This is a genomic window from Wolbachia endosymbiont of Tuta absoluta, from assembly GCF_059414725.1.
In genome coordinates this window covers 1-10,333 of sequence record NZ_JBNRJY010000535.1, presented here as the reverse complement: position 1 = coordinate 10,333, position 10,333 = coordinate 1, and the positions used below count along the sequence as shown (strand labels likewise).

Here is a 10,333-nt window from a genome sequence, read left to right as displayed (position 1 = left end):
TAAGGTTACTGCAATACAAACTAAGACTGATAAGATTACAGATACCTTAGGAGCTGATGTCACTGCTATAAAGGCTAAGACTGATAAGATGCCTGCTGACTTAAACGCTGAGTTAATTAAGTTAACTACAATAGGAAATGCTATAAATGGTAATGGTAACGTCACTGAAGCTGCTAAAGCTGTACTAGAGAGCAGTTTCAAGAAAGCTATTAAAGAAGCTGGAGAAGATGGTAGCGAATGGCTTAAAAATGAGATAAAAGAGATAGTGTCACAGCCATCCTTCGAGATTCCAACAGATTCAAGTTCACCTCTTTCTTGGGATTGGTAATGTAAGTGCTAGTGAATGACATCGCAAGATGTCATTCACTGTTGTCATTCCAGTATCACATGCTGGAATGACATCCTTGTTTTATTGCAACTAATTTGCAGTGATTCTTGTTTTAATGTAAATGGAATATAGTCCTATTGCTGCTGCGTTTGAAACATTTAGACTATCAATTACGTTTGACATTGGAATTTTTAAAAGATAATCACAACTTTCTTTCACTAATCTCCGCATTCCTTTCTCTTCAGAACCAAAAATAATTACTCTTTTTTGCCCAAAATTCTTTATTTCATCTATATTTTCCTTTGCATTGCAATCAAACCCATAACACCAGTAGCCTATCTTTTTTAAAGACTCCATCGTTTTTACTATGTTTGTAACGTATATTAGAGGAACAATATCCAGTGCTCCACTTGCTGCTTTTGCGATAGATGCATTTTCGCTCGGTGAATGGTGATGTGGTAAAACCAGTGCATCAATGTTGAAACAAGCTGAGGTTCTTAAAATCGACCCTATATTGTGTGTATCAGTAATTTGATCTAAAATGACTATAGTAGAGCTGTCACCTGAACCTTCAGCTATTTCTTCGATATTTAAGCTGTGAAAAATAGGAGCAACTTTTAAAGCAATTCCTTGATGATTGACACCTTTGGGTAAAACATCATTGAACATTTTGTTCTCTACCAGTCGAGGTTTAATGCCCTTACTATCTGCACATTGTTTAATTTCTTTCTCAAATTCTCTGTAGAAATTTTCTGTTACTAACAGTTCTATACACCGCCTATTTTTGTTTCTTAATGCTGAAATACAAGTGTGCTTTCCATATATCCAACAGTTTTCATTAGCTTTTGATGATTTCATCTCATTATTGAAAATCAGTTTTTTATAGAATAAGCAATATTTTACTGTGTTTATATATTGTTGTAAAATTATGCAGTTCAATTAATGAATTTATGTCAGATGATGAGTTAGATTGGCAAAAAAATGTTAAGCCAATAGAATGTGGAAAAGTTACTTTGAAAGTTGATCACAAAGTAAATATAAAATCTATGATTGATAAAGGTGCCTCTAGTTTACAAGAAAATTTTCTTAATACTGATAATGGTGATTCATCATTTTGTCTTGACTACAATACAAAATTAAAGATCGATAGGGGCAAATATTTTATAAGCGATAAACTCGATTTGCATGTCTATAGTATAGATAATGCTTATTGTAAATTGATAGATTTTATTATCAAAAATTATCAAGCAAGGAATAGGTGCTTATTGGTAATTACGGGGCATGGTAATAGTACAGATAAAATAGACACTATAAAGAATAGCTTAAATAAGTGGTTGAATGACACAAAAGTTCGAAATATGATCTTATACTATCAGCAAGCCATAAAAAAACATGGTGGCAAAGGAGCTTTTTATGTCTTATTAAGAAGAAATAAAGGTTAATTTTAGAGTACCTATTTAGGAGTACCTTTCTTAGAATTCACGTGTTGAAGAATGATTTCTGCTAAACCTTTACTAATTCCAGGTACGTTTTGAATTTCAGCTAGAGAAGCTTTGCTTATATTTTCTACAGAACCAAAATGAGACATGAGTGCCTTCTTTCTTTTACTGCCAACACCGGATATTTCACTTAATTGTGAAGCAAAAAACTGTTTATCGCGTTTTTTTCTATGCGAAGTTATCGCAAAACGGTGAGCTTCATTACGCAGCAATTGTAAATAAAGCATGACCTTACTGTCACTTGCTAGAGTAAATTCTTCTCTGTCCGGCACATAAAATCTTTCATTTCCTGCATTACGATCATGACCCTTTGCCATACAAGCAAAAGGAACTTTTATATTCAATATTTCCAACACATTCTGCACTATGGAAACATGTCCTGGACCGCCATCAATCAGTAAAAAATCAGGGATTATATCTTTTATATTGCCAGAGAAACGTCTAGTCAGCACTTCTCTCATCATTTTATAGTCATCACCTGAAATTTCTTCTTTTATAGTAAATTTTTTGTATTCACTTTTTAAAAAACCTTCCTGCCCTGCAACAATCATCACACCAACTTGTTGATTTCCAGATATATGGCTATTATCATAAACCTCGATACGCTTTGGAATATTTGGTAACGAGAAAATCTTCCTAAGCTCTTCGAGCTTTTCTAGGTTATTTCTATAATCAGTAAGCTTCTGTTCTAGACTATGCTGAGAATTATTGTAAATAAAATTCAACAAATCACGTTCTTTACTATTTTTCGCATGCAAAACTTTTATTGATTTTTGAGTAAGAGCATAAAGTGCTTGTTCTATAATTTCCTTATCCTTAATAAAATCGGGAACGTAAATTTGCGCTGGTGGTGTGTTAACTGGATTATACAAATTGACCAAAAAGGTGGATAAAATTTCATCATTTGAATGATCACTACAATTCTCAATGAAGTAAGGAATGCTTCCATAGTTACCTTTATCTCTGAAAGATAGTACACCAATGCATGCTAAGTCTGCCTCACGTACAACGCTAAAGAAATCTGCATCTTCTTCAAAAGAAAAATCCATTGGCTGCATTTGAATTTGCTGAAGAAATTTCAATCGATCTCTATAGACAGCAGCAAGCTCGTAGTTCATTTCCCTACTGCACTTTTCCATTGTAGAAAATAGCTGTCTTTGCACTTCTTTATTCCTTCCTAGCAGAGTATCTTGTGCTTGTTTTACTGATTTGCAGTAATCATCTTTTGTAATTTTATCTACGCATGGTGCTGAACAGCGCTTAACTTGATACTCAAGACATGGTCTTTTTGTTGAAGAGAAATATTGATCTGAACATACTCTTAAGAGAAAAGCTTTTTGCAATGATAATATAGTGTTCTTAACAGCAGCAGCAGATGGAAAAGGGCCGTAGTAATGAAACTCATTCTTCTTAAACTTACCTCTATATTTCGCTATTCTTGGATAATCATGCTTAGAAATTGTTATATAAGGATAAGATTTTCCATCCCTAAGCAAAATATTATAAGATGGTTTTAACGATTTTATTAACTGTGCTTCAAGAAGCAATGCTTCGATTTCATTCTCAGTGATGAATATTTCAACCTTAATAACCTGTGAGATCATTACTCTGATTCGTTCAGAAAGGTTTTCGAATTGAAGGTAGTCAGATAATCTCGACTTCAAGTTTTTTGCTTTACCAATGTATAAAACCTTACTCTTATCTCCAATCATCTTATAAACGCCACAGGATTGTGGAGATGATTTGATTTGTTCCTTATATTGCCTGAGCATTTATCAATTGTTTAACCTGTATAAGGTTAAACTCTGCTACTAAATGAAAGGTAGAAACAACATTTGCAAGCAAAGATAACCTGTTTATTCTAAGCTCATTAGAATCACAGTTAATCTTTACACTGTCCATAAATTGATTGATAAATGGAGCAAAACGAGCAAGTTCATCAAGCGCTGTATTAAAGTCGTTATTTTCTATCGCTTGTTTGATGTTTTTACAAGCAGCTATAGCACAATTTGATAGCGCAATCTCCTCATCTTCAATCAAAAACTTCTTACTGTAAGATGCATTATAAGTAGTGCCATCACTTTTTCTCACTTTGCTCATCATGTTACTGGCTCTTTTATAAGTGCTTAGAACCTGTTCACCTTCTTTTGTACTAAGATAACGATCCAATATCACAGTTTGCTTTTCCGCTTTCAGCAGATCATTAATATCGACTTTATATAGTATTGAATCTACAACATCTTGCCTTATATTTCTATTTTTTAAAATAATCTTGAACCTTTCTAAGCAGAATTTAAATACTAGTTCTAAAATTTGTTTTTCACTTGGCTTATCAACTGGAGTTATATTTTTATTCAATAGAAGCCTTGAACATAAAGATACTGACTTATCTATCAGCAATCTAATTGGAATATGCAAATTATTTTCAAGTATTGTTCTAATTATACCAATTGTCATTCTACGCAAACCAAACTGATCATACGAACCAGAGATTTTCTCACCTGCTGCAATTAAGCCAACCAAACTATCCATTTTGTCTGCAATAGCTACAGCAATCGCAGTAGGAGATCTAGGGCATTCTTGGTCCGATCCAATTGGCTTATAGTGCTCAGTTATAGCTTCCACTACTTCTTTATCCTCTTGAAAATAAGAAGCGTAGTATCCACTCATTACTCCTTGCAATCCCGGAAATTCTTTCACTATCAACGTTGCAAGATCTGCCTTTGCTAAATATGCAGCACGTTCAACTTTAATTAATGAAGCATGTGGAATAAATATCGCTATATACTTTGAAAGAGCGATAATACGCTTCACTTTTTCTTCTACGCTACCGAGCGAAGCATGAAATGAAATAGAGCTCAATTTTTTGACATAGTAATCTAGGTTTTCCTTCTTGTCTTGAGATATCAAAAACTGGGCATCAGCAAGACGTGCTTCTAATATTCTTTCATGGCCTTTGACAACTTCATTGTTGTTAACATTTACAACAGTAACAAAATGTGATATTTTCTGTCCATCACTTAAAGCAAGATACTTTTGCTGCGTATTAATTATACTAAGTATTACTTTCTTCGGTAATTCTGATGATTTTACTTTACCAAATAATACTATTGGCCACTCTATAAGCCCTGCCAATTCATTAAGTAAATAATCATTTTTTTCAAGTTGTAAGTTCTCCTCTTTTGTAAACTTATTAATCTGATCTAGTATAAATTGCTTTCTTTTGTCCAACTGGAGAATGACATTATTTTTTTCTAACAATTCAAAATAGTCTTTGGGCGTTTTAACAGTAAGTACTGCATCACCTGAAAGAAACCTATGACCATACGTCACGTTGCATGCTGTAACCCCTGCAAAAGATATAGGTATTATTTCGTCATTTAAAATACATAGAATATTTTTAATTGGCCTAACCCATCTCTCTTTTCTTTCACTCCATCTCATACTCTTTGGCCAAGAAAAGTTTTTTAGCATTTCCTCCAGTTGATTTTTGAGAAACCCGTTGATGTTAAATAAGCAGCTTTCTCTCTTAATGAAGTAAAAATCTTCATCATTTACTTTGCGAATGAGTAAATCTTCTTCACCTTTCCGATTTTTTCTCAAAAAACCTTCGATAGCACTTTTCGGTGCATTAACTCTTGGTCCTTTAATTTCATTGTTAGAATCTTTTAGCTCTAAAGCACTTATGCCATCAATAAAAAGAGCAATGCGACGTGCAGTCACATAAACTTCTATAGATGCAAATTTCACATTATTTTTACTAAAAGCATTAGTGATATAGCTCTTAACCTGAGCTGCAGATGAATTCTGCATTCTTGATGGAATTTCTTCTGAAAGACATTCAAACAATAATTGTGACAACATATTCTACTTTGCTCTATATAATTCACAGCATTTTTTTGTTAACTCTCTCACTCTACCAATATAGGCTGTACGTTCATTCACACCAAGCACACCTCTTGCATCAAGTAGATTAAGTAGATGGCTCGTTTTAATACATTGGTCATAAGCTGCTATCGGCAATTCTTTTTCAACAAGGAATTTACACAGTTTTTCTGTATCCTCAAACTGCTGTTGTACTACTTTAGTATCATAATAATCAAGTGCCAGGTAAGAAAACTCTCGCTCTCTTTGTTTAAAAATATCTCCATAAGTTACACCATTATCGTTCCACATTATGTCGTAAACATTATCTACACCCTGTATGCACATTGCTAAACGCTCTAACCCATATGCTACTTCACCAGGAATTATTCTGCAGTCAATACCTCCCACTTGCTGTATATAAGTAAGTTGTGTTACTTCCATTCCGTTGCATGTAACCTCCCAACCAAGACCGGATGCGCCAACACTTGGGTTTTCCCAATCATCTTCAATAAACTTAATATCATATTCTTTTGTCGATACACCAAGAGCTTTTAAGCTATTTAAGTAAATATCTTGCAAATTGCTGCCAGATGGTTTTATTATAACTTGGTATTGATGATGCTGATATAAACGATTAGGGTTGTCGCCATAGCGTCCGTCTGCAGGTCTGATTACTGGTTGTAGATACACAATTTTTGTTGATTTTTCGTCAATCGCTGACATGATTGTTGCGGGATGTAGTGTTCCAGCTCCAACTTCAGACGTATATGGATGAAGTATAGTACACCCTTCATCTGCCCAAAAATCTTGTAATCCCTTTATTATATCCTGTAGATTCACGCAAACTGTATATCTTTTAAACTGAATACATAAGCAAATAAGTACTATTCTATACTTATTTTTTTAATAGTGCCATGAAAATAGTCACTCAAGGCTATTGAACTTTCTTTTACATACTCAAATATGCTTTTGTTTAAAACAATCGCATCATGCATAGTCAGATCGCAGAATATAAATGCAGTCAAGTACAATAAAATCACTGCATAAAACACATGAAAAATCCCTTCAAATGTGATTGATATTGCATTGTTATAACTAAGCTGTATCGTACTTATCGGCCATGGTTTTATTACTTCTACAATATTAAAAAATAAATAAGGTATTATAAAGAAAAAGAACAAATGCATAAGATCATTAAACCAAAATGGACATTGAAGTATTGCCTTGCATATACTTAAATAGAATTTACTTACAATATAATAAATTGACATTATTGCCGGCATCGAAAACGCAACAGTCATCACCTGTCCTGATGCTATTTGTATTACTATATTCTCATCACTGCTGGCTGAAGGATCTTGAGTATGAAAAATAGATATGCCAACTAATTGCAGCACTAACATAACTATTGCTAGCTTGGTAAAAATAGCAGCTACAACTATGCCTGAATTCGGCATTTTATATAGTATAAAATCACCTCCGTATGTAAGCATTAATATAATGTCGGTAATAAATAATATTAGAAAAGAAGACCAATAATGCTGCCAACCCGGTAAATATCCTACTCCTAAAAAAGAGCTTACTATTTTGGCAGGAAAAACCTTGCCTAGCACCTTACCCAAAAATTGAAAAAAAATCCCCATGTCCTAACTAACACTTGACTTATATTTTTCACAATACTGAATTGTAATGGACTTATCAATACACTTCTTGCATAGAAAAAAGGCAAATAGTTAAAAACGATCTAAATTTACCAATAACCGTTATCCCTTCTTTCTTCATATTAGTGCCTCTATCCCAGTGCTCCTTTTCCTGTCATTCAAGTAGCCCTCTGTGGTGTCATTCCAGTGCCCAGACACTGGTTCTTTTTTTCTAGATTCCAGTGTCAAGCAGTGGAATGATATCCTGAAATTTTAGCTATAAATATTAAAAAATTTACCAAATAAAAAAAAGGCAAAAAATCCCCGTGTAACGAGTTTTGACCCTATAATAATTTAAATTGGCATTGTAATAATGTGCTAACGCTTAAAATAAGCGCGTTTTGGCTGAATGTAGAAAAAATAAAAAAAGCCGCTATAATTTTATGTAATCTGCCAATATATACCTGAGTTTTTTACTGAATTTTTGTTGTTAAATCTGCAGAGATTAAAAACAAGGATAAATACTCTTATTGATATGGTAAGGAAAGTGGGAAGGTTTGTCAAGTCACTTCGGCCAGCTACCTACTTAGATGTTCCACACTGCTAAGTAGATACCAAATTTTTTGCAACATCAAGTGCAGCATAGGTAAATATTGCACTTGCACCTGCACGTTTAAAACCAATTAAGGACTCATAAATCACTCTGTTATAATCCAACCAGCCATTATTTGCTGCAGCTTTTATCATTGCGTATTCACCGCTTACTTGGTAAGCAAAAATCGGAAAATTGAACTTGTCACTTGCTGTTTTTATTATATCTAAGTATGGCATACCCGGCTTTATCATAATAAAATCTGCACCTTCATTTATATCCATTTCAATTTCGCAGATTGCTTCGCGTGCATTTCGATAATCCATTTGATAACCACTTTTGTCGATGAAATTTGATGATGCGCACGAACCGACAACTTGCCTGAATGGCGCATAGAAGCTAGAACAGTACTTTACTGCATAGGACAATATTGACACATTCTGAAAGTTATTATCATCCAATGTTTTTCTTATTTTTCCTATCCTGCCATCCATCATATCAGAAGGAGCAACTATATCGCATCCTGCTTTTGCTAAAACAAGCGCTTGCTTACACAATATTGACACAGTTTCATCATTTTCCACATCCATCTTGCCGTCTTTTAAAATGCCATCATGACCGTGAGTAGTGTATGGATCTAGTGCAATGTCTGCAATAATGCCAATATCCGGTACATTTGATTTTACAGCACAAATTGCTTTACAGATTAAATTGTCAGGATTGTACGCTTCCTCGGCGTTTTCAGATTTTAGTTTACTATCAACTACAGGAAAAATTGCAACAGCATTAATCCCCGAGTCCTTAGCTTTCTGAATTATAGAAATTAATCCATCTATTGAATAACATTTGATATCAGGTAAGCCAGAAATTGGCTCAATTGTTTCTTCTCCGTCATGAACAAATAAGGGAAAAATCAAATCATTTACTGATAAAGTGCTTTCACTTGTTAAATTGCGAATCCACTTGCCTGAGCGCCTACGCCTTAACCTTGTATTTGGGAAATTAAACATTGGATCCAGGCAAATTCCCAGTAAAAAGCAACACTCCTGAAATGAGTATTACCCAAAGTACCGATATTGGCAAAAATACTTTCCAACCAAGACGCATTAATTGATCATAACGATAACGAGGTATTGTAGCTCTAATCCAAACAAATATAAACAAAAGTACAACTATCTTCAAAACAAACCAGATTAAACTAGGAATTTTATACAGCAAACTAAGCTCTAATGGAGGATACCACCCTCCTAGAAAGAATATTGTCATCATAGCGCTTGCTAAAATCATATTTGCATACTCTCCTAGAAAAAAGAGAGCAAAAGGCATTGATGAATATTCGACGTTATACCCAGAGACAAGCTCTGCTTCAGCTTCTGGTAAGTCAAATGGGTGACGGTTAGTTTCTGCAAGCAAAGAAATAAAAAATATTATTCCTATAGGCATCATCAGCAAATCAATCCAAAATGGCATATTATGTTTCGCTACCACCATCTCTGCAAGATTCAACGTACCAGTTGTAATAACAACTGTAGCAACTATTAGACCTATTGAAACTTCATATGAAATCATTTGAGCAGCTGACCTTATAGCGCCAAGAAATGCATAATTAGAATTACTAGACCAGCCTGCAATAATAATGCCATATATTCCCAAAGAGGATATAGCTAGCACATAAAGCACTCCAACATTAATATTTGCTATTACCTTAGGGATTATTACCTGCTGTCCATTTTCTGTAATTATTTCAGCTCCAAATGGTATAACTGCCCAGGAAATTAATGCTAAAATAAAGGTGAGCATTGGAGCCATAATAAACAGTATGGTGTTTGCTCTAAATGGTATTATCGGCTCTTTAATTATCAATTTGATAGCATCTGCAAATGGCTGTAGTAGCCCAAATGGCCCTACTACACTTGGACCATGCCTTAGTTGAATTGCACCAATAACTTTACGCTCAAAATACACTAAATATGCTACTGAAAGCAAAAGTGGAATAAGAAGAAAAAGAATATCAAATATCAAGTACATGCAACCCTAAATCAAAAAAATAGTTCATAATTGTGGCAATAAAAAATACAGCAAATGCTCTAGACACACAAGACAATGTCCCTATTGAAATCAATAGGACAACACTTTTCTGTACAGCATTTAGCTTAATAGAATAGTAAAATGATATGCATATGAATGACACTAGTGACATCATAATTAAGATCATTGTGAGAGGCAAATAATTCCCTCGTCCCTCGGTAACTATAATAAATGTTAGTGCCATCCATACATATCCTTCCGTAAATAGTGCAATAATATCATTGATAAAATCAACTAGCTTATAAACGAACTGTTTTTCTAATGTATTTTGTTCTTTACACAAAAATATAGAGTTTAATTTTCGTTGAAAATATACCAG

General features: G+C 33.9%; 9 protein-coding genes and 1 pseudogene. 2 read left to right on the top strand and 8 right to left on the bottom strand.

Annotated features, from left to right (window positions below; translation table 11 throughout):
- Positions 1-328 (top strand): annotated as a pseudogene (locus tag ACJ5GX_RS05955) (hypothetical protein); the annotation flags it as partial.
- A 90-nt stretch (positions 329-418) separates the two neighbouring features.
- Here the strand turns inward: ACJ5GX_RS05955 and rlmB are convergent.
- The gene (rlmB, locus tag ACJ5GX_RS05950; RefSeq protein WP_052264988.1) at positions 419-1,186 is read right to left on the bottom strand and encodes a 23S rRNA (guanosine(2251)-2'-O)-methyltransferase RlmB; all 768 of its coding nucleotides are present in this window, start codon (positions 1,184-1,186) and stop codon (positions 419-421) included.
- Positions 1,187-1,278: 92 nt separating this feature from the next.
- On the opposite strand from rlmB, the gene ACJ5GX_RS05945 reads away from it, so the two are divergent.
- The gene (locus ACJ5GX_RS05945; RefSeq protein WP_495292804.1) at positions 1,279-1,770 is read left to right on the top strand and encodes a Smr/MutS family protein; all 492 of its coding nucleotides are present in this window, start codon (positions 1,279-1,281) and stop codon (positions 1,768-1,770) included.
- Between the two features lie 11 nt (positions 1,771-1,781).
- On the opposite strand, the gene uvrC is transcribed toward ACJ5GX_RS05945, so the two are convergent.
- The 7 genes from uvrC to ACJ5GX_RS05910 form a co-directional block, all read right to left on the bottom strand.
- Positions 1,782-3,599 carry an excinuclease ABC subunit UvrC gene (gene uvrC, locus ACJ5GX_RS05940; protein WP_012481994.1) on the bottom strand — a complete coding sequence of 606 codons (1,818 nt, stop codon included), beginning with the start codon at positions 3,597-3,599 and terminating at the stop codon, positions 1,782-1,784.
- Positions 3,583-5,691, bottom strand: a complete 2,109-nt coding sequence (glyS, locus tag ACJ5GX_RS05935; RefSeq protein ID WP_007302493.1) for a glycine--tRNA ligase subunit beta — start codon at positions 5,689-5,691, stop codon at positions 3,583-3,585. Before glyS ends, uvrC begins: the two co-directional genes overlap by 17 nt.
- Before the next feature lie 3 nt (positions 5,692-5,694).
- A complete protein-coding gene (locus ACJ5GX_RS05930; RefSeq protein ID WP_007302494.1) occupies positions 5,695-6,534 on the bottom strand; it encodes a glycine--tRNA ligase subunit alpha in 840 nt (279 codons plus the stop codon).
- A gap of 44 nt (positions 6,535-6,578) precedes the next feature.
- Complete coding sequence (locus tag ACJ5GX_RS05925) at positions 6,579-7,337, bottom strand: hypothetical protein (RefSeq protein WP_010404500.1); 759 nt, start codon at positions 7,335-7,337, stop codon at positions 6,579-6,581.
- Between the two features lie 600 nt (positions 7,338-7,937).
- Complete coding sequence (gene hemB / locus ACJ5GX_RS05920) at positions 7,938-8,936, bottom strand: porphobilinogen synthase (RefSeq protein ID WP_052264901.1); 999 nt, start codon at positions 8,934-8,936, stop codon at positions 7,938-7,940.
- Positions 8,929-9,954 (bottom strand): NADH-quinone oxidoreductase subunit NuoH, encoded by a 1,026-nt coding sequence (gene nuoH / locus ACJ5GX_RS05915; RefSeq protein WP_052264902.1) that lies wholly within the window; start codon positions 9,952-9,954, stop codon positions 8,929-8,931. The genes hemB and nuoH overlap by 8 nt, the downstream gene beginning before the upstream one ends.
- Positions 9,938-10,333, bottom strand: a 396-nt coding sequence (locus ACJ5GX_RS05910) for a hypothetical protein (protein ID WP_495292803.1), incomplete at its 5' end; no start/stop codon positions are given. The genes ACJ5GX_RS05910 and nuoH, both read right to left, overlap by 17 nt.

Excerpts from the sequence above, each read along its gene's own strand:
- rlmB (WP_052264988.1), bottom strand. The coding sequence starts at position 1,186 with ATGAAATCATCAAAAGCTAATGAAAACTGTTGGATATATGGAAAGCAC.
- ACJ5GX_RS05945 (WP_495292804.1), top strand. The coding sequence starts at position 1,279 with ATGTCAGATGATGAGTTAGATTGGCAAAAAAATGTTAAGCCAATAGAA.
- uvrC (WP_012481994.1), bottom strand. The coding sequence starts at position 3,599 with ATGCTCAGGCAATATAAGGAACAAATCAAATCATCTCCACAATCCTGT.
- glyS (WP_007302493.1), bottom strand. The coding sequence starts at position 5,691 with ATGTTGTCACAATTATTGTTTGAATGTCTTTCAGAAGAAATTCCATCA.
- ACJ5GX_RS05925 (WP_010404500.1), bottom strand. The coding sequence starts at position 7,337 with ATGGGGATTTTTTTTCAATTTTTGGGTAAGGTGCTAGGCAAGGTTTTT.
- hemB (WP_052264901.1), bottom strand. The coding sequence starts at position 8,936 with ATGTTTAATTTCCCAAATACAAGGTTAAGGCGTAGGCGCTCAGGCAAG.
- nuoH (WP_052264902.1), bottom strand. The coding sequence starts at position 9,954 with ATGTACTTGATATTTGATATTCTTTTTCTTCTTATTCCACTTTTGCTT.